The organism is Streptomyces asoensis, from assembly GCF_013085465.1.
Lineage (GTDB): Bacteria > Actinomycetota > Actinomycetes > Streptomycetales > Streptomycetaceae > Streptomyces > Streptomyces cacaoi_A.
The window spans coordinates 5,228,111-5,249,135 of the sequence record NZ_CP049838.1; the positions used below are offsets into that span (position 1 = coordinate 5,228,111).

Consider the following 21,025-nt stretch of genomic DNA (forward strand, 5'->3'; position numbering starts at 1 on the left):
CGGTCGGTTTCTCGCCCAAAAGGCAACCCTGACACCCCATTTACCTGTCTCACAGGGTGCTCACAGTTCCGGCCGGGGCGCGTGGGGTGCGTCTGTAATGCCGGTCGGGTCGTGGGCTGTCCAGTCCGATGCCACTGACCATGGCACTCGCAGACGAGGAACCGATGACCAGATCGCTACACCGCAAGGGCCTCAAGCGCGCGGCGTTCGCCGCGGGGGCCGCGTTCACCGTCGTGGCCGCCGTCGCCGGGTCCGCTCCCGGCGCCGGGGCCGCGCCCGCGAGCCCGCCCGGGACGCCGCAGCTCAAGCTCGTCGCCGCGTCGAAGGCCGTGACCGCCGACCGGTACGAGGGGAACTCCGGGGTCTACCTCGACCTCGGTACGTACGTCACCGTCGACAACGCTCCGCTGGAGCTGAAGGTGACCCGTAAGTCGTACAAGGACCCGATCGTCGCCCAGCAGATCCTGCGCAACGGGTCGAAGGTGACGACGAAGACGCTGCCCGCCGGGCTCGTCAAGGACTTCGGCGGCCTCCCGGACTTCCTGGAGGTCTCCATCAAGAACGCGGCCGGGGTGGAGGTGCAGAAGAGCAAGAGCAACTTCTGCCTGAACAACGCCTCCGGCCGGCTGCGTCCGGACGCCCCGGCCACCTCGCACTATCCGGAGAGCTGTTCCACCAACCCCTTCACGCTCGGCTCGGTCTGGGGCGTGGAGAAGGGCTGGGCGGCCAACACCTCCGCCTTCGACTACGACAGGCCGGTCGACCTGGCCGCCGGTGAGTACACCGTCAAGGTGGCGGTGGCGAAGAAGTACCGCGACCTGTTCGGCATCCCCGACGACCGGCCGACCATCGCGCTGACCGTCCGGGAGATCAGTGACGGCGGGGAAGGCGGAGCAGGAGGGGGCGGCGGGGTCGGCCTCACCGCCCACAGTGCCACCGGCAGCGGCCATGGCGCGTCGCACGACATGGCGAGCATGGAAGGTATGGAGGGCATGCAGGGCATGGCGGGCATGGGGGGTGGTCATCACTACGGGCCCCGTGGCGCCGACGCTCCCACGCCCTCCGCGCTCTCGCACGCCCTGGAGGACCGCGGTCTCGCCCACCACCTGGGCGACGGCGCCGGACACACCGACGGCTCCCGGGTCGCTCCCGCGCTGAAGTCCGCCACCAAGCGGCCCACCGGGCGCGCGGGCGTACCGGCCAACGTACCCAAGCCGGACCTGCGTTCGCTGCCGGCCTGGGACATCGCGGTCACCGACGGCGAGGACGGCGACGTGGTCGGCAAGGACTACCTCGCCTTCAGCGCCAACGTCTGGAACGCCGGCCCCGCGCCGCTCGTCGTGGACGGCTTCCGCAAGCCGGGCGCGGACCTGATGGACTCGTACCAGTACTTCTACGACGCCAAGGGCAAGCAGGTCGGCTACGCGCCCGCCGGCACCATGGAGTGGGACCCGCGCATCGGCCACGAGCACTGGCACTTCACCGACTTCGCCAGCTACCGGCTGCTCGCAGCCGATCAGAAGGAGATCGTCAAGAGCGGCAAGGAGGCGTTCTGCCTCGCCAACACCGACGCCATCGACTACACGGTGAAGAACGCCAACTGGCACCCGTACAACACCGATCTGTCGACCGCCTGCGGTCAGCAGAACTCGATCTCCGTGCGGGAGGTCCTCGACGTCGGCTCCGGTGACACGTACACCCAGTACCGTCCCGGCCAGTCCTTCGACATCACCGGCCTGCCGAACGGCACCTACTACATCCAGGTCATCGCCAACCCGGCGAACCGCCTCCAGGAGACCGACACCAAGAACAACGTCTCCCTGCGCAAGGTCGTCCTGGGCGGCACCGAAGGCGCCCGCACGGTCTCGGTCCCGCCGGTCGGCCTGATCAACGCGCCCTAATTCGAAGAAGCGTTGGTGGTGCACATGCCAGGATGAGTGGCGTCATGCGCCCCTCCACCGCACCCCCTGGTGCCGCCGACGCCTACGACCGGCCGCCGTACCGCGTCGCCCCCGCCCCGGCCCGCCTGAGCGGGCCGGGTGCGTGGGCGATCGACGTGCTGCTGCCCTGGCGGCTCGCCCGCCGGATCTACGGCCCGTTCGCGATGTTCCGGTTCAGCGCGGCCGACGCGGTCGGGCTCGGCGGATTCGGGCAGCCGCCGGTGGCGGCCGCCCTCGTCGAGCCGGCCGCCGATCCGCTCATCGAACGGCTGCTGCTTCCCCGGGCGCTGCTGGGACTGGGCGTCCTGGCGTTCGTCATCGGCCTGTTCACGGACGGCGATCTCTTCGGTCCGGTCGAACAGGGCTTCACCGAAGCGGTGTTGATGCTCGCGACCGGACCGGTGGCGCTGCTCCTGGCCTGCGCCCCGCTGGTCGCCCTGGCCCGCCCCGGCACCCGGGGGACGGTGGCCCGGCTGTGCGCCCGCCCCTTCCTCACCGCGCTGATCACGACCCTCTTCTGCGGACTGTTCGTGCTCTGGGCGATCCACGGCTACGACTACGAGCCCGACAGCGCGAGCCGGCTGCTCCTGCTGGTGGTCTTCGGCCCCTGGCTCACGGTGTTCTTCGGCTCCGTCCTCTTCCTCATCCACCGCAACGCGTTCGGCGTCGGCGGGCATCCCCTCGTCCGGCCGCTGGCGAGCGTCCCGCTCGTCTGGCTGACGGCGCTCGCGCACTACACCCTCATCGACGCCGTCGAGGCCCTGCCCGGCGCGCACCCGACCTCGTCCTACTGGGCGGCCCTGTTCGCGGGTCCGGCCGGCGTCACCGTCACCGCCGTCGTGGAGGTCGTCCTCCTGCGCCGCCGACACGGGGTCGGCTTCCGGGGGCCGTTGCCCGGCTGGCGGCCGCCGCCGCCCCGCGTCAGCGCGGTCCCGGCCGCCCTCGTCGAGCAGCTGCGCGCCGATGTGGCCCGTGGCGCCGCCGCCTACTGGCCGCACTGGACCGACCGCGACGGCGTCGTCTGGGCGGCGACTCCCGCGACGCACGCCGGCGGGCAGGTCATGTGGCCGTACGTGCCCACGTTCACCGCACAGCACCGGCCCACGCCGAGGTCGGAGGCCGAGCGGACGGCGGGACCGCTGCGCCCCCGGTGACCGTGCAGGCGGTCGGGTACACGCCCGGCGGACACCTGCCCCTTCGGGGGCAACCCTTGGGCGGGTCTGTGAGTCTCCTGAGTCATCTGTGCTTTTAAGACGTATTCCTGCACGCGTGTAGGGTTCCGACGTTCGGCGGTGACCAACGCCGACGATCCGAGCACGGTGTACGGGGTGAAACAGCCGAGGCGGAGGGGCGAGCGCCGGTGAGCGGGACGAGGAGGCGTGGGCGTACTCCGGTGGAGGCGGCCGGCCGCGGCAGCAGGAGCAGGACGGGCGGGCCCGGTGGCAGGACGGGTGGGCCCGGCAGGACGCGGCTCACGCGGCGGGGGCGGATCCTCGCGTGGGGCGCGGGCGTCACGTCCGTCGTCGTCCTCGCGGTGGGCGGGGTCGGGGCCTGGGTCTACAACGACCTGAACAACAACATCAACTCGGCCGACGTGGACGACAAGCTGGGCGAGAACCGGCCCGAGAATCTCAGTCCCGGCTCCAAGAACATCATGATCGTCGGATCCGACAGCCGCGACGGCGCCAACGCCAAGTACGGCAAGGACCTGACCACCATGCAGTCCGACACGCTGATGGTGCTGCACATCCCGGCCGACCGTAAGTGGGCCTCGGTCGTGTCCTTCCCGCGCGACTCGTGGGTGGAGATACCCAGTTGTGAGAAGGGGGACGGCAGTTCGTCCTCCCCGCACCACTTCAAGATCAACGAGGCGTTCGCGCTCGGCGGCAGCAACGGCAAGGTCGGCGAGGCCGCCGCGTGCAGCATCAAGACCGTCGAGGCCAACACCGGTCTGCGCATCGACCACTTCATGTCGGTCGACTTCTCCGGCTTCAAGGGCATGGTCGACGCGCTGGAGGGCATCGAGGTCTGCCCGAAGCAGGCCATCCGCGAGGAGAAGTCCCACCTGGACATCAAGGCCGGGTGTCAGACCGTCAAGGGCGAGACGGCGCTCGCGTACGTCCGGGTCCGCTACGGCGTCGGCGACGGTTCCGACATCGGACGCATCGGGCGCCAGCAGGAGTTCATGGACGCGCTGGCCAAGAAGGCCAAGTCCAAGCTCACGAGCCCCGACGCCATGTACGGCTTCCTCCAGTCGATCACCAAGTCGCTCACCACCGACCCCGACATGGCGGGCATCAAGCCGCTGTACGGGCTCGCCGACGAGCTCAAGGGGATACCGAGCGACCGGCTGAGCTTCCTCACCGTGCCCAACTACGGGCGGGAGGCCGACCAGCCCACCGACAAGGCCAACGTGGTCTGGCAGTACCCGCAGGCCGCCGATCTGTTCACCTCCCTGGCCAAGGACAAGGAGGTCACCAAGCCGCAGTTGGAGGCGGCGAGGAAGAACGTGGTGTACGCCTCCAGCGTGCGGGTCCAGGTGCTCAACGGCACCGGGGTCTCGGGACGCGCCGCCGCCGTCGCGGAGAAGCTGAAGGACGCCGGATACACCGTCACCGGCACGGGCAACGCCCCCAAGACGGTGGCCAAGACGACCGTCACCTATCCGACCGGCCTCGACAGCCAGGCCGCCGTCCTCGCCTCCCGGCTGCCCGGCCGGACGGCCACCGCCGACGCGTCGGCCGCCCCGGGCGTCGTCACCCTGGTCGTCGGACCCGAGTTGAAGGTCGGCGACGTCGCCTGACGGGGCGTCCGGCCTGACGATGTACATGGTCAAGAGCACCCCGGAGATGGGGTAGGCTTGATCTTGAGCCGGTCACCGGAAAGAAAAACGGTGAACGACCTCTGCGTTGGTGGTCCAAGGAAAGACGCCCCGCTTCCTGCGGGGAGATGCAGGTGCAAGGCCTGCCCGGCGCTCCGAGTGGAACGAGTCCCATCCCGTGTCAAGCGGGGTGGGACTCGTTCGTTTCCCGTGTGCGCAGGGGCAGTTCGGTGACGACCTCGAAGCCGCCACCGGGCCGATGCCCCGTACGGACCCGCCCACCCGCCGAACGGGCCCGCTCCCGCATGCCGATGAGGCCGTATCCGCCGCCCACGGAGGCGGGGACCTTCGGGCGCGCGCAGCCGTCGTCCGTGACCGCGACCGTCAGCCGGTCGTCCGCGTAGACGAGCCGTATCGCCGCCGTACGGGCACCCGCGTGCTTGGTGACGTTGGTGAGGGCTTCCTGCACGATCCGGTACGCCGTGAGCTCCGCGCCGGCGGTGATCGGACCGGGCTCGCCCTCGGTGTGGAGCGTGACCTCCAGACCCGCGCCCTCGAAGGAGGCCGCCAGCTGCGGCAGTTGGGCGAGCCCGGGCGTGGACTCCACCGGCCGGGTGCGTTCCCCGGGATTCCTCGGCTCGTCGGCGTCGCTCGTGCCCGCTCGGCGCAACAGGCCGACGGTGGACTTGAGTTCGCGCAGGGCCGAGGCGGTGGTGCCGGTCAGGTCGGCGGTGAGGCGGGCGGCCTCCTCGGGACGCGCGGGGAGGTGCCGGGCCACCGCGCCGGCCTGGAGCCCGGCCAGGACCAGGTGGTGGGCGACGACGTCGTGCAGGTCACGGGCGATCCGCATGCGCTCCTCGGTGACCCGGCGGCGGGTCTCCTCCTCCCGGGTGCGTTCGGCGTGCTCGGCGCGGGCCTGGACGGCGTCCAGATAGGCGGCGCGCAGCCGGGTCACCGTCCCCAGCGCGGTGGGCAGCAGCAGCCAGGCGGCGGGGCCGAGCAGCTTGAGGACCAGCGGTTCGCCGGCCGGCCCGGCGGGCAGACCGACGCCGACCAGCAGGGCGATGCCGGCGAAGGCGAAGGTGTTGGCGGTCCTGCGGTCGGTGGAGACGGCGAGCGAGTACAGCGCGGCCATGAGCGGCGCCAGCAGCAGCACCGTGAGCAGGTACCCGAGCGCGGAGGCGGCCACGGCGCAGGCGAGGGTCACGACGACCGTGCCGCGGGGGCGGTCGCGGCGCCGGATCAGCGCCGCGCAGGAGGCGCCGGCCAGCATCACACCGGGCCACCAGGGGACGCCCAGGTCCTGGCCGGGGAAGGTGATCACACTGCCCGGGAACGAACAGGCGAAGAGGGCGGCGGCGAGGACGGCGTCGGAGGTCCGGGGATGGCCGCCGGGGAACGGAAGGCTCGGGGAGCCGACGGTTCTGGCGGGCTGGGAGGGAGGCTGCGGGGAGGACTGGGAGCGCATGGGAGGGGTTCCTGTTGCGGGCGGGGCGGCGGGGGTGTGGGTCAGCCGGTGCGGTGGCCCCAGCCGTGCCAGGCGGTGACCAGGGCGGAGGTGCCGACCACGACGGCGAGGAGGAGGAAGAGGAGTGTCAGGTGTGCGGTCACGGACGGGCTCCGGCCGTGGTCGCGGCGCCGCCGGGGAGGAGCGCCTGCCAGAGCGGCATGACCGTCCGCGCGGGGGCGGGGCCCGGGCGGACGGCACCGGCGCGGGCGCGGGCGAGCACCGGGCGGCGGACGCGGTTCTTCCGGGCGGGGGCGATGGTGGCGTGCGGCATGAGAGACGCTCCGGTGGATCGAGGGGCTCTTGACAGCTGCTCTTAGTTGCTTGAGTTAGGCAACCATGATGACTTACTTAAGTCAAGCAACGATCGACGCCACGCCATGCCACGCCATGCCGCGCCATGCCGCGCCGCGGTGACGGTCGAGGTGGCCTGCTCGGTCATCTTGCTTGAGTTAGGCAACTATCTGTACGGTGAACGGATGCCGATACCGTCGCCCGCAACGTCCGTGCCCGAAGATGTGATCGCCGTGGAGCAGGCGCTCACCCGCATCACCTACCTGGCGACCCGTGCCCGTTGGCACGACCGGCTGATGTCGCACGCCGGACTCCCGCTGGACCGGGCCGCCGTGGCGATCCTCCGTCATCTCGCCGAGACCGACCCGCTGCGCCCCGGAATGCTCGCCGTCCGGCTGTCCGTGGAGGCCTCCCATGTCACCCGGCAGCTAAGGCAGTTGGAGAAGTCCGGCCTCGTGGTCCGCTTCCCCGACCCGGAGGACCGCCGGGCCCAGCTCATCCAGCTCACCGAGGCGGGCCGGGCCGCGATCGGCCGCGTACGGGACGTCGGCCGCCTGGGCATGAGCCTCGCGCTGGCCGACTGGGCGCCGGACGACCTGCGGCAGCTCGCCGTCCTCTTCCACCGCCTTGTCGACGACTTCGTCGCCCACGCGGAGATGGCGGTGGATGTGCCGGTCGACGGGCCGGGGGACGTGTGGGTGGAGGGCGGTCCGTCCGGCGCGTGAGGCCTTCGTGGCGTTCGCCGGGTGCGGATGTCACAGGCGGAGGCCCCTGTCTCGTCCTACGGGGTGCAGGAAGGACAAGCCCCGATCAAGGAGTGGACGATGGACCTCGCGCTGTGGATCGCCGCCGGACTGCTGGCCGCAGTGGCCCTGGCCGGTGGCGTCACCAAGACGTTCGTGCCCAAGACGACGCTGGCCGCCGCCCACGGTGGGGGATGGACCGCCGACGTCGGCGTCGCCTTCGTCAAGACGCTCGGCATCCTGGAGCTGCTGGCCGCGGCAGGCCTCATCCTGCCTGCCGCGCTCGGTATCGCGCCGATTCTGGTGCCGGTGACCGCCGTCTGCTGGATCTTGCTGATGGTCGGCGCGATGATGACCCACGGCCGTCTCGGCGAGACCGGGTTGGTGATGCTGAACCTGGTCTATCTCGCCTGCGCGGCATTCGTCGCGTGGGGCCGCTTCGGCCTCTGACCGCGTGGGTGATGTCACGGAGGAGCCGGCATGGGCAGGACCGAGGAGTTCCAGGAGCTGCGGCCGCTGCTGTTCTCGATCGCCTACCGGATCCTCGGCAGCGTCGGTGAGGCCGAGGACGCCGTCCAGGAGACCTGGCTGCGCTTCGAGGCCTCCCCGACCCCGCCCAGGTCGGCCAAGGCCTTCCTCTCGGCCGTGGTGACCCGGCTCTCGATCGACGTGCTGCGCTCGGCCCGCGTCCGGCGCGAGGAGTACGTCGGTCAGTGGCTCCCCGAGCCGCTGCTCAGCGACCCCTACGAGGATCCGGCGCGGTCGGCGGAGCTGGCGGACTCGGTGTCGGTGGCGGCCCTGCTGCTGCTCGAGCGGCTCAGCCCGCTCGAACGGGCGGTCTTCGTGCTGCGGGAGGTGTTCGCGTTCGGTTTCCCCGAGGTCGCGGTGGCCGTGGGGCGTTCGGAGGCGGCGTGCCGCCAGCTCGTGGTGCGGGCCCGGCGCCACATGGCCGAGGGTCGGCCCCGCTTCTCGGCGGACCGCAGAGAGCGGGAGGAACTGGCGTCCGGGTTCTTCGACGCCCTCCGCGAAGGCGACGTCGCCGGTCTTCAGAGACTGCTCGCCGCCGACGTGGCGATGGTCGGCGACGGCGGTGGCAGGGCCCCGCAGCTGGCCAGGGCCGTCATCGGCGCCGAGAACGTGGCCCGGGTGCTGGCCACCGCCTCCGTCCTGGTGGCGAGGATCGACGTGACCTTCGAGCCGCACGAGATCAACGGCCAGCCCGGCGCGATCTTCCGCGACCGCGACGGCAGGGTGCTGCACACCTTGGCGCTCGACGTACTCGACGGGCGGATCCAGGCGGTCCGGCTGGTGATCAACCCCGACAAGCTCGGGCACCTGGGCCCGGTGGCCGATGCCTGGGCGGTCGACCGCGAAGCGCGGAAGGCGCGCCGGCCTGTGCGGTGAGGGCGTGCGGGCCCGCGCCTCGATCAGCTCGGGCTGAGGGCCGCGGTGAGCCCGGCGGCGGGGGCGGGCGTCCGCCGGGGGCGGGTGATCGTCGTCGCCTTGATCGGCTCGTTCGTGTCGGCCGTCGTCGTCGTCATCGTCGTCGTCTTCGTCGTCTCGCGGTCGGGGCCGGTCGCGAAGACGAACAGGCGCAGGATCACGAAGCGGGCTGTGCCCGCGAGGCCCGAGGCCGAGAGGTAGACGAGCTGCTCGGTGAGCATGCCGGGGGTGGGCTGGATCGCGTGGAGGGCGAACACGGCCACGGAGGTCGCCGCGTAGGCGGCCGCCGCCGAACCCGCCGACTGCCAGTGCCGGCGCAGACCCGCGCGGCGGCCGGTGCGGAAGGTGTACCGGGCGTGGAGCTCGGTGCACAGGACGGTCGAGGCGATGGTGATCAGCGCGTTCGACAGGGTCCACGGCATCAGCACCGCCAGCAGCGGGACGGCCAGGCTGGAGAGGACTCCGGTACCGCCGCCGAAGACCACGAAGCGGGCGAAGGAGGTCAGCGACTTCACGGCGGTTCCTTCCACAGCGGGTGAACTAGCTTGCTTAACTCAGGCAACTATAAATAGCTTGCTTGACTTACGCAAGTACATACCCGAAGGGAAGGGCCCTGGTCGGCCGGGAGACTTCCCTCCCGGTCGACCAGGGCCCTGAACCGCCAGGTCAGGCCGTCAGGCCGTCAGGTGGGGTCAGACCGTAGAGCCGTCGAGCCGTCGAGCCGTCGAGCCGTCGAGCCGTCGAGCCGTCACGTCGAGTTCGCGCTCGACCGGCCGAAGAACTCGATCTCGGCTATCGACACCTGCTTGCTCCCGGAGGCCATGTACGACGACTCGATCGTGAAGCGGACCTTGGTGACCTCGCCCACGCGGAAGGCGCGGCGCTGGCCCCCCGAGCTCTGGTCCAGGGTGATCTCCCGGGTCGTCGTCTTGCCGTCCTTCAGGGTGATCGTCGCCTTGATGCGGTGGGGGAGGGCCGACTGGCTGAGCTGGTCGGGGCGGACCGACGTGCCCGAGGTGATGATCAGGTCCAGCAGGCGGGTCGGCTCGTCGAAACGGGCCTCGATCCACTCGCCCTCGCCCGACTGAGAGACGCCGGGACCCCACCAGCTGTTGTTGATCTTGTCGAAGGCCAGCTCCGGCTTGTGCCCCGGGTAGGAGCGCGAGGCGGCGAACGAGTCCGGGGCGACCGGCGCGCGCTTGGCGAAGTGGTCGCGGGTGGCCTGGATCGCGGCCGGTGTGTTCATCGCCGCGATGATCACGAGGGTGAGGACGACCGCCGCCACCAGCCAGCTGAGGATGCGGTCGAACGTACGGCGCAGACGCGGGCGGTCGCCGGCCCAGGGGGTCGCGCCGTTGCGGTTGAACAGGCGGCGCCACCAGGGGAGGCGGATCGAGGAGCGGTCCTCCAGCGTCATGGGCATCGCGCAGCGGACGCAGAAGTGCCGGTCGGGGTTGTTGGGGGTGGCGCACCAGGGGCACGCGACGCCGTGCTGCTCGCCCTGGACGGGGCCGGGCGCACGTACCTGCGGCCGGTCGGCGACCGGCCTGCCCGGCAGCACCGGGGCCACGGACGGGGGCGCGGCGGGGCGGGGCTCCGCGTCGGCGACGGGGACCAGGAGGGAGCGGGCCCGGGCGGCCATCGTGTCGCCGAGGGCGGGAGCGGGGGCGGCCGCCGGTACGGGTGTGGTGGGGGCGGTTTCGTCGGGGGTGTGCGTGTGCGCGGGGGTCGGTGCTGTGCCTGACGGAGCGGCGGTGCCGTCCTCCGGCGGGATGACCGGCAGGGGAGTTTCCGTGGTGTCCTCGTCGTCCGGGTCGTAGTCGTCGTCGGTGGCCGGGGCGGCGGCCTGGGGCGAAGGCTCGGGTGTGGCGTGGGGCGAGGCGGGTGCCGACGCGTTCGCCACCGCCGTACCGGAGCCGGCGGCGGGGGCGGGAGCGGTGGTGGCGGAGGCGGGGGCGGAAGCCGTACGGGAGACCGCACCGGCCTCCGGCCCCGCGGCGCCCGACGGCTCCCGCGTGCCCTCCGCGGAGCGGTACCCGGCCCCGGAGCCGCCACCCGCGGTCCCGGAGTCGGCATCGGCCGCTGACCCGGCCCCGGACCCGTACGCCGAGGCCGAGCCGGGTCCGGAGACCGAGCCGGACCCGGACCCGTACGTGGACCCGGAACCCGACGGTGACCCGGAACCGTGACCGGACCCCGTGCCGGACCCGGAACCCGACCCGGACCCGTAGACCGAGCCGGCCCCGGACCCGTACGTGGACCCGGAACCCGACGGTGACCCGGAACCGTGACCGGACCCCGTGCCGGACCCGGAACCCGACCCGGACCCGTAGACCGAGCCGGCCCCGGACCCGTCGCCCGTCGCGGACCCGGCACCTGTCCCGGCACCGAAGCCCGACCCGGACCCGGTACCGGGGTGCGACCCCGACCCCGTTCCGGACCCGGTACCGGGGTGCGACCCCGACCCCGTTCCGGACCCGCTAGCGGGATTCGACCCCGAGCTCGACCCGGAGCCGGAGGGCGCCCCCGAGCCCGAGCCCGACCCGGGGCCCGCGCCGGTGCGGGCCGGGGGGCGGTCCGTCCAGCTCAGTACGGCGCCACAGGCGTCGCAGAACGACTGGCCGGGCTCGGCCCGCGTGCCGCACTCGGCGCAGTTCTGGGTGGTCATCTCTCCGGGGTCCTTTCGGCGGCGGTCACCTTGACCGTGTACGGCATGTGGGCGGGGCGGGCGGCGGCCACGAGGGTGTCCAGGCGGTGCTCGTCCGCCGGGCCGGGGTCGGGCAGCCGGATCGTGACGTGCAGGTGCGGCCGGGGCTCGCCCGGCACCGGGCCGAGCGGCCGGGCGCTCCAGTCGGCGCCGCCGCTCTCGGAGATCTCCGGCACCACGCCGAAGGCCAGCCGGACCGTCTCCGACAGGCCGCGCCGGGTGCCGCGCACCCGGTGCAGATACGCGGCCGCCGCGACCGCGGCCCGCAGCCTCGGTTCCGGTTCCGTGCCGTCGGTCTCCGCGCCGACCCAGCTCGCCAGCCAGCGGGTGAAGTCGACCGGGGCGAGGGCCGGGTCGAAGTAGGCGGGCAGGCAGTCGAGGACGTTGAGGATGGGGGCCATCACCTCGTCCAGACCCCCGACGAAGCGCTGTGCCAGGTCGTCGTCGGCGAAGACGGCCGGCAGCATCGCGCCGATCGGCACGGAGGAGCCGAGTCCGTCCACCGAGCCCCTCAACGTCCCGTTCCCTTGCGTGAGTTCGCGCCGCTCATGCGCCGTCCCCGATCACTCGCACCCGGTGGTCGTAGGAGAACACCAGGGCCGGGGCGGCCAGGTCGATGCGGTCGGTGGCCTCGCCGCGCTTGCCCGTCAGCGGGTCGGCGGGGTGCAGCATGACCTGGTCGACCAGCTCCACTCCCGGGACGCGTTGGAGGACGGCGAAGACCTCGCCCGACTGCACCGGGCGGCCGAAGGGCCAGCCCTTGCCGTCCGCGCCGCCGATCAGCGGGTCGAGGTGGCGGTAGAGGGCGTCGTGGGCCTGGCGGCGGACGCGGTCCGTGTCGACGCCCCGGAAGGCGTGGACCGTCGCGACCACCGTCACGCCCTGGTAGTACGGCGGGCCGACGGCCAGCCTGGTGCCGATCAGGCGGCGTTCGTCGAGGTGGCGGGTGATGCGGTCCAGCAGGGAGTCGCCGGGCACCAGTTGCTCGAAGCGGAGGCGTCCGCCGGGGTCCGGTACGGCCTGCGGGACCACCAGCACCCGTACCGCGTAGGAGCCGTGTTCGTCGGGCTGGCCCTCCAGACAGGTGATGCGGGCGGTCTCGGGGGCGGCGCGGCGGGCGAGTTCCTCGTAGTCGCGCAGGGTCACGGCCCGCTCCTGGGCGCGCAGGGTGATCGGCGCGCGGAGTTTCGCCTCCTCCACCGTCTCGCCGTCGACTCCGCCGCGCGCGGCCTCCCGGTTGACGACCTCCGAGACGTACGGGACGGAGGTGCGGAGCACCTGGACCGCGCCCCGGGCCACGTTGCCCGCGCGGCCGCCGCCGGTGCGGTAGCGGCGGGCGCGGATGACCGAGCCCTTGGGGGCGACGGCGCCGTACTGGCGGAGTTTGCCGTCGGGTTCGCGGACGGACGGGCCGAAGGCGATCTCGCCGGTGGCCGCGTCGAGGGTGACATGGAGGTCGTCGGGGCCGGAGGCGGCGAAGTGCGGGACGACCTGCCAGTCGGACCAGCCCTCGTGCTGGGCGGTCTGGAGCAGGAGCGGCGGGTCGTCGCCGACGACGGGGGCGTGCGCGAGGGCGACGTGCTGGCCGGGGAGGCCCGTCGACTCGCCGAGGGCCTCGTCGTAGACGGTCTCGGCGTGCACGGCGGGGGCGGTGCCGCCGACCGTGAACACCTCGGCGGACCGCACGGTCGGGGAGGTCGTGTAGAAGGGCTGGCCGGGCAGGGGATCGGTGACGCGGCAGCGCAGCCAGCCGGCCTCCTGGCCGCCGGAGCGGGACAGGACATGGCCGCCGGTGATGTGCAGGACGACCTCGCCGGGGCGGTTGAGGCCGCCGGTGCCGTCGCGGTCGATCTCGCACTCCTGCCAGCCGTCCTCGGTCCACGCCTCCCAGACCAGCGGGGGCTGGCGCGGGTCGACGCCGACACCGTCGACGCGGCTGTCCAGTTCCAGGACCACCGCGCAGTGCGGGACGGCCGCGCTCAGGCCGAACAGCATGCAGTCGCCGGGCTGCGGCGCCTCGGCGAAGCAGAGCAGGTCCTTGCCCTCGGTGAGGTCGGTGGTCCGGTCGGTGACCGGCTCGCCCCGGTGCTGCACGACGAGGTGGTTCAACTGGCTGGGCACGACGCTGAGTTCGCGTTCCGTCGCGAAGACGACCGCTTCCTCGCTCTCCGTGCGGACCGTCGCCACCTCGGTGCCCACCGGCAGGAGCACCGGCTCGTCCTGGGGCGCGGACAGCCAGAAGGTGACCTCCGTGCGGGCGGCGGACGGCGGGAAGAGGCGGATGCCGACCAGGTCCAGGAAGGCGAGGTGGTTCTTGTCGGGGACGCGGTTGAGGCGGTAGACGATCTGGTCGGCCATGTGGGCGACCGTCTCGACGAGCGTCACGCCCGGGTCGGAGACGTTGTGGTCGGTCCACTCCGGTGCGCGCTGCTGGATGTAGCGCTTGGCGTCGTCGACGAACTGCTGGAAGCGGCGGTCGTCCAGGTTCGGGGAGGGCAGGGCCATCAGCGGTCGCTTTCGGAAGCCGTACCGGACGGACCGGGAAGACCCGGCTCGTCATGGGACGGAATGACGTAGAAGGGGAAGACGAGACTGCGCGGATTGTTGGTGCCGCGGATCGCGTACTGGACGTCGATGAAGAGCACGCCCTGTTCGGCGCCGGCCGTGACCTCGACGTCGGTGACCTCGATGCGCGGCTCCCAGCGGTCCAGGCTGGTGTACACCTCGTGCTGGATACGCCCGGCCGTCGCCTCGTTGACCGGGGCGAAGACCAGCTCGTGGATGGCGCAGCCGTACTCCGGGCGCATGGGGCGTTCGCCCGGCGCGGTGGCGAGGATCAGCCGGATGGCCTCCTCGATCTCGCGCTCCCCGCTGACCAGGGCGATGCCCCCGGTGGGGCCGATGCGGAGCGGGAACGCCCAGCCCGATCCGACGAATTGCTCGGCCATCAGAGGGCCACCTGCCTTTTCCTGATTCTCACGGCGTGCCGTCCGCGCGTCACGGCAGCGGGTACGGCTTGGCGTTGACCATGACCATGCCCTGGAGCATGAGCGTGGCGGCCCGGATGCCCACGTTGGCGGTGGAGTTGATCTGGACGGTGGCGCCCGCGCTGAACGTGGCGGCGCCGCCCGACTTGAGGTTGAGCAGGCCCGCCGCGTCCACCGACACCATGCCCGTCATCGACCTGATGTTGATCAGGTTGCCCCTCAGGGTGATGGAGCCGCCGCTGCGGATGGCGATGTTGCGGCCCGCGGTGAGGGTGAGGTCGGTGCCCGCCTTGACGGTCACCGAGCGGCTGCCCGTGATGCTGACGGTGCCCTTGCTGTCCACGGTGATCTCGGTCTGCGCCCGGTCCAGGTTGATGACGAGTTTGTCGTCGCCGCTGGTCAGCCGCACGCCCTGCTTGCCGCCGGTCCGCTGGCTGAGCAGGTCCACCCGGTTGCCCTCGCGGTCGGACAGGGTGTGCCGGGAGGCCCGCTGCCGGGCGCCGTCGTGCAGGGGCACGTCCTTGACGGGGGTCGGCTTGTCCTTGCCGTTGTACAGGCCGCCGATGACGTAGGGGTGGTCCAGGGCGCCCCGGTCGAAACCGACCAGCACCTCGTCGCCGACGTCGAGGGGGAAGATCGAGCCGCCGCGCTTGCCGCCCCACTGGACCACGCGCGTCCAGTCGCTGACGTAGGCGTCGTCGAGCCAGGGGAACTGGAGCTTGACGCGGCCCTGCTTGAGCGGGTCGCTGACGTCGGTGACCAGGGCGTTGGCGGTGCCGGGGAGGTTCAGGCCGTTGGAGGCGTTGCCGCCGCCGGAGGAGAGTCCGTACAGGGACCGCCACTGCCGTCCGCTGACCGTCACCCAGGCCTCGTAGTGCTTGCCGTCGCCGAAGACGTGCCGTACGGAGGTGGCGGTGTACTTGCCCTCGAAGGGGGCGCCGACGTCGGCGAGGGTGACGGGCAGTCCGGGGCGGAGCTTCGGGGTGCCGCGCGCGATGACCTCCAGCTCGGCGAAGGAGCCGGTGACGTCGTCGGCGAGGGCCTCGGCGGCGAACTTCACCTCCGACTGCCGGTCGTACGGCGTCTGCGCGTCGACCAGCTTGGCCGGCTTGAACTTGGCGGCGGCCTCACCGGGGGTCGTGCCGATGCTGATGCCGGGGTTGGTCTTGGCGGGCGCGGTCGCGGTGAGCTTCTTCTTGGTCGTCACGTCCCAGCCGCGCGCCTCGACGGTCGCGACCTGCTCGGCGGCGGTGACGGCGGCCCGCAGGCGGAGGATGTCGGTGCCGGCCTCGAGGACGAAGGGGCTCTTGTCGCCGGGGGTGGAGGTGGGCGGCGCGCCGGACGCGGGGTCGGGCTTGACGAACTGGAACTTGCCCTTGGCGTCCACCGACATGACCATCTCGTTCTCGTCGGCCAGCCGGGCGAGGAAGTCCCAGTCGGTGACGTTGGCCTGGCTGATGAACTCGTAGACGGTCTTGGTGGACTGGATCTTCCCGACCGGGACGCCGTCCTGGGCGGCCAGCTTGCGGGCGATGTCGGAGGCGCTCTGGTTGCGGTAGGCGGCGACGCGGCGCTGGCGCATCAGACGGTGGCCGAAGTCGTAGCCGCGGATGACGGTGAAGGTGCCGGTGCCGTCGTAGTCGGCCTCCAGGCCGCACACCTCGCCGGTGAGGAGCGGGTCGGAGGCGCCCTTGCCGTCGGCGATCGGGGCGAGGACGACGGGGGTGCCGAACTTGACGCCCAGCTTGCCGAGGACCAGACGGCCGGGGTCGCGGAAGGTGAGCCGGAAGGCGGCCGGCACGCCGAGTCCCTGGTCCACCCAGCCCTCGACGAGGAGCGGCGCGATGTCGACGGGCAGGGGGCCGCCACCGAGGGTGACCTGGATGACGCTGGAGAACGCGGACTGGACCACTAGTGGCGCACCTCCTCGGCGGCCGGCAGGACCAGCTCGATGCCGGTCGGCAGCCGGGACGGGTCGTCGATGCCGTTGATCTCGGCGATGGACCGCCACGCGGAGGCGTCGCCGTACTCGCGCCAGGCCAGCGACTGGAGGGAGTCACCGGCGACGACCCGGTGCACGCGCTGCGCGGTGAGGGCACCGGAGGTCGGGTTCTGGCCCTTCGTCTTGCTGGGGATCTCGTGCAGGCGCACCTGGCAGGTGGCGCGGATCGGGACGCCGGTCGTGCCGAAGAGCGAGTACGTGACGTCGATGCTGCTGACGTAGGAGGTGAAGCGGGCCGTGGAGAACGAGCCCCACTGGAACACCACCCACGGCGGCGAGGGCTGCTTGGCGGCGATGCTCTTGGTGGTGACCTCGCAGCACTCCAGCAGCGACTCGACCTTCTTCAGGACGGTGTTGCTGCCGGGCTGGTCCGAGGTGTCGAGGAAGATCTCGACGGTCATCTCGCGGGGCTCCGGGCCCATGAACTCCGGTACGGAGCCGTCCCGGACGGCCGCCGTGGGGGTGACCTTCCACTGGGCCCGGCGGCCGAGCTGGAGCTGTGCCGGGTTGAAGTCGAACCCGAAGGATTTGATCAGCCCGCCGGGGGTCGTGCTCGTGCCCACCGGCGGTTCGTGGATCGCGAGGGTGGCACGGACCAGGCTCTTGCCGGCGCCGCCTTTGCTTCCCTTGGCCATGGCCTGTACTCCCTGCCTAGTCCTTGCTGGTCCCGGTCCCGGTCGGTCCTGCTGCTCAGTCCGTGAAGCCGTGGTGGGTGATCTCCAGGACCTCCGTGGCCACACCCGGGCTGTCCGGGCTGAGGGAGGGCCCCTGCCAGCTGACCGGCAGCACGTCGATGAGCCCCCACCGGGCGACCTCCGACCCGTCCGCGCGCAGTGCCGCGATCTGCGCGGTCGGCCGGGTCACCCCCGTGGTGACCGACGAGATCCACTTGGCGACCTTGGTGGTGTCCGGGGTGAGCGGACGGGTCAGCCGGATCGTGGAGAACGTGACCCGGGAGGGCAGCTGCCAGACGAAGCCGTTGTTGCCGCCCTCCTGGCGGTGCTCGATCTCCACCTGGGACGAGAGCCCCTCACACCCGTTGAAGAAACCGAGGCTCTCGCCGTCGATGGTCAGGGTGAAGAAGATGGTGGAGCCCGGGTCGAGATCGGAGGGCATCGGGGCCTGGCCTTTCCGGGAGAGAGGGAGTCGGGGGAGTCGGGGTCGGTGGCGCGGTCAGTGGCGGGGGTCGCGGAGTCTGCCGATGCGTTCGCGGTCGAGCCGCAGTTCGGTGCGGAGCAGACGGGTGATGCGGCCGGTCAGGCGGTGCGTCAGCTCGTCGAGCTGGAAGTCGGTGAGCGCGCGCGGATCGAAACCGGGATGCGCCTGCGGGTGAGCGTGAGCCGGATCCGCCGCACCCTGGTCGCCGCCGGGCGGCGTCCCGCCGGTGCCGCGGGGCGGGGTCCGCAGCGTGGGGGGCGGTGCGGCGTGGCGCCGCTGCACCACCGGGGCGGGCGGCGTGGGCGCTGCGGGCAGCGGCAGTGGGGCGGGGGTCGGCACCGGCAGGGGAACCGGCACCGGGATGGGCGACGCCTGGGCCGGTGGTGCGGCGGGGCGTACGGGGGCGGTGGCCGCCGCTCCCGGAGCGGGCAGCGACCGACGCTGAACGACCGGAGCCGGCGGGGCAGGCGGAGTCGAGGGTGCCGTTGCCGGAGCGGGCATGGGCGTCAGGCCGGGGGTGGGGTACGGGCGCGCCACGGGCCCGCCCGCGGTCGCGCCGGGCGTGGTGCGGCGCAACGGTACGGGCGCCTTGACGGCGTGGCGCTGCACGGGCGCCGGGGACACCAGGGGGACCGGGGAGACCGGGGCCACCGGGGGCCTGCCGGTGAGGGCGACGGGATGTGCGGGGTGTGCGAGGTGGTGCTGTCCGGTCGTCGTCGTGGGACGGGCCGTACGGGGAAGGGCGCCCGTGGGGCCGGTGGCGGTGTCCTGGGGCGGCGGGGCCGGACGATGCGTCGGCGTGCCGGTGCTGTGGGCGGATGAGGGTGCGGGCGGCGGGAGTTCGGGGGCGCCGGGCATCGCGGCGCTGCGCTGTACGACGGGCGGCGTGAACGGAGGCAGCGCCGAGGAGGTGCCGCCGGGACCGGTCGCCGTACGGGGGGCGCCGCCCTGGGGCCCGATCGGGATGCCGCTCGGTGCGTTCAGCGGTCCGGCGTCGGCGGGGCGGGTGGAGAGGGGGGCGCCCAGCGCGGGGCGCGCGGACGCGGGGCCCGAGGGCTGCGCGGCGGCGGTGACCGGCATGGCGGCGCGCTGCACGGGGGCGCCGAGAGGGGTGGAGCGCCGCAGCGGGGGGAGTGGTTCGGTCCGCGCGCTCGGGGCGCCGGCGCTGTGGGCGGACGCGGGCGTGCCGACGGGGGCTGGAGTCGCGGGAGGCGTCGGCGACGCCACGGGCGGGCTGAGCGGCGTCGCCGGACCCGGTCGGCCCGAGGGAAGGCTCGTGGGGGCGCCGAGGCCCGCGCGACGCCGGGGGGCTGCCGCACCGGAGGCGGCCCGCTGGACGCTCGTCGCGGCATGGGACGCGGGCGCGGATACAGGTGCGGGCGCGGGTGCGGAACCAGTGGTGGGCGCCGGGGAGTTGGCGACGGAGCGCGCCGGAAGCGCCGGGCCGGTGTGCGCCGGCACCGAACTGCTCCCGCCGCCCGGCGCGGGCGTGGCGGGTCGCGCGGGCGGGGTGACCGGAACAGGGGCTGATACGGCACGTTGCACGTCGGTGGGTGCCGTACGACGACCGGCGGGAGCGGGAGCGGGCGTGGGCACGGGTGTGGTCGTCGGCCGGGACGGCGTCGAGGCCGGTGCCGGTGCCGTCGCGGCGTGTTGCACGCTCGGGGTCGATGCGCGGCCGCCATCGCCGGAACCCGGGGTGGGACCGGGCATCGAAGCGGTGCCTGAGCCGGGGCCGGGAGCGGAGGTCGAGGCGGGTGTCGTCGCGGCGCGTTGCACGCTCGGGGTCGGCGTGCGGCCACCGTCGTGCGAGGACGCGGTGGGACCGGGCATCGAGGCGGTGCCTGAGCCGGGGCCGGGAGCGGAGGTCGAGGCGGGTGTCGTCGCGGCACGTTGCACGCTCGGGGTCGGCGTGCGGCCACCGTCGTGCGAGGACGCGGTGGGGCCGGGTGTCGAGGCAGGACCTGCACCGGAGGCTGCACTTGCCCCGGCACCGGGACCGGGACCGGGGGGCGAGGTCGGTGCCGTCGCGGCGCGTTGCACGCTGGGCATCGACGCGCGGCCACCGTCACGCGAGGACGCGGTGGGGCCCGAGGTCGAGTCCGGTGTCGTCGCCGCCCGCTGCACGCTGGGGGACGACGTACGACCACCGCCACCGGAGGACGAGCCGGGACGCGTGGGTGAACCGTGGCCGGCACCCGGGCCGGAGCCCAGCGCAGGGCCGGAAGCGGGGGTGGAGGCCGGGCCCGGGGAAGACACGGAGCCGGAGCCGGGCAGGCGTCCGGAGCCGGAGCCCGATCCGGAAGCCGAACTGCGGGCGGCCGACGACCCGGTGGGGACGTCGGCGGTGGGAGTGGAGCGCGCGTCGGTGGCAGGACGTCTGCTCACAGGGACCGGCGCGACCGTGCCGGAGCGCGGGGCGGTCGCCGCGGGCGGACCGGGGGTGGACGTCGGCGACGGGCCACGTTCCGTTCCGCCCGGCGGAGGTGCGGCGGGGCCGCTGCCCGGGGAGTGCGTGCCGGTGCCCCCGGGTGCCCCACCGGGGGAGGAGGACGGTGCCGTACGCGCCGGAACGGCACGCTGCACGCTGTGGCCGGCGCTCGCCGAAGGGGGCCCGGCGGACCCGGCGGAGCCGGCCGACGGAGCCGCTGCTCCCGACGCACCTGCGGAAGCCGAACCAGCCGACGCGGCAGGCGACTTCGCCGACAACGGCAGGGCCGAACCGGTATGCGTGGCAGGCGTGGCGCCGCCCACCGCCGACGGACCGGGGACAGTCGCACCGGCGTCACCCGCGCCCGGTACCGCTCGCTGTACTCGCACCGGGGCGCCGCCGGGCGCCGAGCCCTCGTGAAGGGGGGCCGTCCTGGAAACCGCTCGCTGGAGCCCGACGGGCGGGAGAGCGGCCGTACGGGCCTCCCCCGGACCGGAGTTGCTTCCCGCCGCCGATGCACTCGGGGTGGCGGCTCGTCGCGGGCCCGGAGCGGGTTCCTTGCCGCTCGCCGGGCCTCCGCCGTCGGTGTCCGCACCCCGGCCGGACGCCTGAGCCGATCCGCTGCCGGCAGACGAGGCAGGGGCAGGGGCAGGGGCAGGGGCGGCGGACGGGGACGCCGGTCGGGCGGGCAGGCTGCGCCGCTGTACCGGCGCCGACATGGACCTCGTCAACGGAGCCGGACCCGTCGAGGGGACCGGGCTCGCCGGGGCCACCCGGATGCCCCGCGCCGGGAAGGCGGCAGGAGCGGACGGCTCCGCCGGTCGCGACGGCACCACAGGCACCGCCGGGGGAGCCGGAGCCGCAGGCGGCGCGGAAGCCGTCGGATACGCGGGAGCCGCCGACCCGGACGGACGCGGCGCCGTAGCCCTGGTACCCGAAGCACCGGTAGCACCCGTAGAACGCGAAGCACTCCCAACACCCGGGCCACCCGG

At 73.2% G+C, this 21,025-nt stretch carries 19 protein-coding genes; 8 read left to right on the forward strand and 11 right to left on the reverse strand.

The window, feature by feature from the left end:
• The first annotated feature begins 164 nt into the window (after positions 1-164).
• The 3 genes from G9272_RS23375 (at position 165) to G9272_RS23385 (ending at position 4,743) form a co-directional block, all read left to right on the forward strand.
• Positions 165-1,901 (forward strand): lysyl oxidase family protein, encoded by a 1,737-nt coding sequence (locus tag G9272_RS23375; RefSeq protein WP_253267908.1) that lies wholly within the window; start codon positions 165-167, stop codon positions 1,899-1,901.
• Positions 1,902-1,945: 44 nt separating this feature from the next.
• The gene (locus G9272_RS23380) at positions 1,946-3,094 is read left to right on the forward strand and encodes a hypothetical protein (RefSeq protein WP_171398376.1); all 1,149 of its coding nucleotides are present in this window, start codon (positions 1,946-1,948) and stop codon (positions 3,092-3,094) included.
• Between the two features lie 206 nt (positions 3,095-3,300).
• Positions 3,301-4,743: an LCP family protein gene (locus tag G9272_RS23385; protein WP_437184291.1), complete on the forward strand. Its 1,443-nt coding sequence runs from the start codon at positions 3,301-3,303 to the stop codon at positions 4,741-4,743.
• 199 nt (positions 4,744-4,942) lie between these two features.
• On the opposite strand, the gene G9272_RS23390 is transcribed toward G9272_RS23385, so the two are convergent.
• On the reverse strand, positions 4,943-6,229 hold the full coding sequence (locus tag G9272_RS23390; RefSeq protein ID WP_171398377.1) for a sensor histidine kinase: 1,287 nt from the start codon (positions 6,227-6,229) through the stop codon (positions 4,943-4,945).
• 139 nt (positions 6,230-6,368) lie between these two features.
• Positions 6,369-6,542 carry a hypothetical protein gene (locus tag G9272_RS23395; protein ID WP_171398378.1) on the reverse strand — a complete coding sequence of 58 codons (174 nt, stop codon included), beginning with the start codon at positions 6,540-6,542 and terminating at the stop codon, positions 6,369-6,371.
• Positions 6,543-6,747: 205 nt separating this feature from the next.
• Here G9272_RS23395 and G9272_RS23400 point away from each other — a divergent pair, with 205 nt between their 5' ends.
• The 3 genes from G9272_RS23400 (at position 6,748) to G9272_RS23410 (ending at position 8,709) form a co-directional block, all read left to right on the forward strand.
• Complete coding sequence (locus G9272_RS23400) at positions 6,748-7,287, forward strand: MarR family winged helix-turn-helix transcriptional regulator (protein WP_171398379.1); 540 nt, start codon at positions 6,748-6,750, stop codon at positions 7,285-7,287.
• 99 nt (positions 7,288-7,386) lie between these two features.
• On the forward strand, positions 7,387-7,755 hold the full coding sequence (locus G9272_RS23405) for a DoxX family protein (protein ID WP_171398380.1): 369 nt from the start codon (positions 7,387-7,389) through the stop codon (positions 7,753-7,755).
• A 30-nt stretch (positions 7,756-7,785) separates the two neighbouring features.
• Positions 7,786-8,709, forward strand: coding sequence for an RNA polymerase sigma-70 factor (locus tag G9272_RS23410; protein ID WP_171398381.1), 924 nt, complete (start codon positions 7,786-7,788; stop codon positions 8,707-8,709).
• A 23-nt stretch (positions 8,710-8,732) separates the two neighbouring features.
• Here the strand turns inward: G9272_RS23410 and G9272_RS23415 are convergent, their stop codons facing one another.
• Both G9272_RS23415 and G9272_RS23420 read right to left on the reverse strand, forming a co-directional pair.
• Positions 8,733-9,263: a GtrA family protein gene (locus G9272_RS23415; protein WP_171398382.1), complete on the reverse strand. Its 531-nt coding sequence runs from the start codon at positions 9,261-9,263 to the stop codon at positions 8,733-8,735.
• A gap of 233 nt (positions 9,264-9,496) precedes the next feature.
• Positions 9,497-10,651: an NADase-type glycan-binding domain-containing protein gene (locus G9272_RS23420; protein ID WP_171398383.1), complete on the reverse strand. Its 1,155-nt coding sequence runs from the start codon at positions 10,649-10,651 to the stop codon at positions 9,497-9,499.
• On the opposite strand from G9272_RS23420, the gene G9272_RS23425 reads away from it, so the two are divergent.
• Positions 10,614-10,937, forward strand: a complete 324-nt coding sequence (locus G9272_RS23425) for a hypothetical protein (RefSeq protein ID WP_171398384.1) — start codon at positions 10,614-10,616, stop codon at positions 10,935-10,937. The genes G9272_RS23420 and G9272_RS23425 overlap by 38 nt on opposite strands.
• Positions 10,938-11,412: 475 nt before the next feature.
• Here the strand turns inward: G9272_RS23425 and G9272_RS23430 are convergent, their stop codons facing one another.
• From G9272_RS23430 to G9272_RS44770, 7 genes are read right to left on the reverse strand one after another with little or no spacing between them, the layout of a single operon-like run.
• Complete coding sequence (locus G9272_RS23430) at positions 11,413-11,970, reverse strand: phage tail protein (protein ID WP_171398385.1); 558 nt, start codon at positions 11,968-11,970, stop codon at positions 11,413-11,415.
• Between the two features lie 31 nt (positions 11,971-12,001).
• Positions 12,002-13,960, reverse strand: a complete 1,959-nt coding sequence (locus G9272_RS23435; protein ID WP_171398386.1) for a putative baseplate assembly protein — start codon at positions 13,958-13,960, stop codon at positions 12,002-12,004.
• Positions 13,960-14,403 carry a GPW/gp25 family protein gene (locus G9272_RS23440; RefSeq protein WP_171398387.1) on the reverse strand — a complete coding sequence of 148 codons (444 nt, stop codon included), beginning with the start codon at positions 14,401-14,403 and terminating at the stop codon, positions 13,960-13,962. Before G9272_RS23440 ends, G9272_RS23435 begins: the two co-directional genes overlap by 1 nt.
• A gap of 49 nt (positions 14,404-14,452) precedes the next feature.
• Entirely contained in the window at positions 14,453-16,354 is a 1,902-nt protein-coding gene (locus G9272_RS23445; protein WP_171398388.1) for a VgrG-related protein, read from the reverse strand.
• Entirely contained in the window at positions 16,354-17,079 is a 726-nt protein-coding gene (locus G9272_RS23450) for a CIS tube protein (RefSeq protein ID WP_171398389.1), read from the reverse strand. Before G9272_RS23450 ends, G9272_RS23445 begins: the two co-directional genes overlap by 1 nt.
• A gap of 55 nt (positions 17,080-17,134) precedes the next feature.
• The gene (locus tag G9272_RS23455) at positions 17,135-17,560 is read right to left on the reverse strand and encodes a phage tail protein (protein WP_020132884.1); all 426 of its coding nucleotides are present in this window, start codon (positions 17,558-17,560) and stop codon (positions 17,135-17,137) included.
• Between the two features lie 57 nt (positions 17,561-17,617).
• Complete coding sequence (locus G9272_RS44770) at positions 17,618-18,682, reverse strand: hypothetical protein (protein ID WP_216377827.1); 1,065 nt, start codon at positions 18,680-18,682, stop codon at positions 17,618-17,620.
• Between G9272_RS44770 and G9272_RS23465 the strand changes: the two genes are divergently transcribed.
• Positions 18,681-20,453 (forward strand): hypothetical protein, encoded by a 1,773-nt coding sequence (locus tag G9272_RS23465; RefSeq protein WP_171398390.1) that lies wholly within the window; start codon positions 18,681-18,683, stop codon positions 20,451-20,453. The genes G9272_RS44770 and G9272_RS23465 overlap by 2 nt on opposite strands.
• Positions 20,454-21,025 lie beyond the last annotated feature (572 nt).

Bases quoted from the DNA above. Each gene is read 5' to 3' on its own strand.
- G9272_RS23465 (WP_171398390.1), top strand. From the start codon at position 18,681: ATGGCGGCGCGCTGCACGGGGGCGCCGAGAGGGGTGGAGCGCCGCAGC.
- G9272_RS23395 (WP_171398378.1), bottom strand. From the start codon at position 6,542: ATGCCGCACGCCACCATCGCCCCCGCCCGGAAGAACCGCGTCCGCCGC.
- G9272_RS23455 (WP_020132884.1), bottom strand. From the start codon at position 17,560: ATGCCCTCCGATCTCGACCCGGGCTCCACCATCTTCTTCACCCTGACC.
- G9272_RS44770 (WP_216377827.1), bottom strand. From the start codon at position 18,682: ATGCCGGTCACCGCCGCCGCGCAGCCCTCGGGCCCCGCGTCCGCGCGC.
- G9272_RS23410 (WP_171398381.1), top strand. From the start codon at position 7,786: ATGGGCAGGACCGAGGAGTTCCAGGAGCTGCGGCCGCTGCTGTTCTCG.
- G9272_RS23390 (WP_171398377.1), bottom strand. From the start codon at position 6,229: ATGCGCTCCCAGTCCTCCCCGCAGCCTCCCTCCCAGCCCGCCAGAACC.
- G9272_RS23440 (WP_171398387.1), bottom strand. From the start codon at position 14,403: ATGGCCGAGCAATTCGTCGGATCGGGCTGGGCGTTCCCGCTCCGCATC.
- G9272_RS23405 (WP_171398380.1), top strand. From the start codon at position 7,387: ATGGACCTCGCGCTGTGGATCGCCGCCGGACTGCTGGCCGCAGTGGCC.
- G9272_RS23400 (WP_171398379.1), top strand. From the start codon at position 6,748: ATGCCGATACCGTCGCCCGCAACGTCCGTGCCCGAAGATGTGATCGCC.
- G9272_RS23375 (WP_253267908.1), top strand. From the start codon at position 165: ATGACCAGATCGCTACACCGCAAGGGCCTCAAGCGCGCGGCGTTCGCC.
- G9272_RS23380 (WP_171398376.1), top strand. From the start codon at position 1,946: ATGCGCCCCTCCACCGCACCCCCTGGTGCCGCCGACGCCTACGACCGG.
- G9272_RS23450 (WP_171398389.1), bottom strand. From the start codon at position 17,079: ATGGCCAAGGGAAGCAAAGGCGGCGCCGGCAAGAGCCTGGTCCGTGCC.
- G9272_RS23435 (WP_171398386.1), bottom strand. From the start codon at position 13,960: ATGGCCCTGCCCTCCCCGAACCTGGACGACCGCCGCTTCCAGCAGTTC.